General features: G+C 69.7%; 1 pseudogene. It reads right to left on the bottom strand.

The annotated features are described in order from the left end of the window. A pseudogene (locus tag G3I78_RS48570) lies at positions 1 to 439 on the bottom strand (hypothetical protein); the annotation flags it as partial.

Raw genomic sequence — 439 nt, 5'->3', positions numbered from 1 at the left:
GAGTGAGGTCGAGGCGGATCCAGACGCCCTTGTGGTCCGAGCCGCCGCTGACCACTCCGTAGTCGGTGATGGCAGGGGCCAGGGCCGGGCTCACCCAGATCTGGTCGATCCGGTCGTCGCTGCCGGTTCGCTGAAGGAGGTCCTGGTCAGCGGTCTTGCCGTACAGGTGCCAGGCTGCGTCGACCAGGCCGTTCGCCGCGAGGGTCCAGGACACCCGGCGGTCGGCGACCGGCAGGCCCGGGTTCTCCGGGTCGCCCAGGATCAGGCGGGCACCCCGGTTGTAGGGCTTCATCCGGTCGAACTCGGGATCCGGTCCGGCCTGCGGCGGGTAGTTGATGTCGCCGCCGAGGATGAAGAAGGGGCCCTTGCGCTGCACGCGGGTCGCGGCGAAGTTCGCCTCGCAGATCGCCTTGTCCGCCGAGTACGGCGTCACGTGTAC

Origin of the sequence: Streptomyces sp. SID13726 (assembly GCF_010548375.1) — a bacterium.
GTDB lineage: Bacteria > Actinomycetota > Actinomycetes > Streptomycetales > Streptomycetaceae > Streptomyces.
Note: the sequence above shows the minus strand (reverse complement) of the source record. Positions and strands in the feature narration are given on the sequence as shown.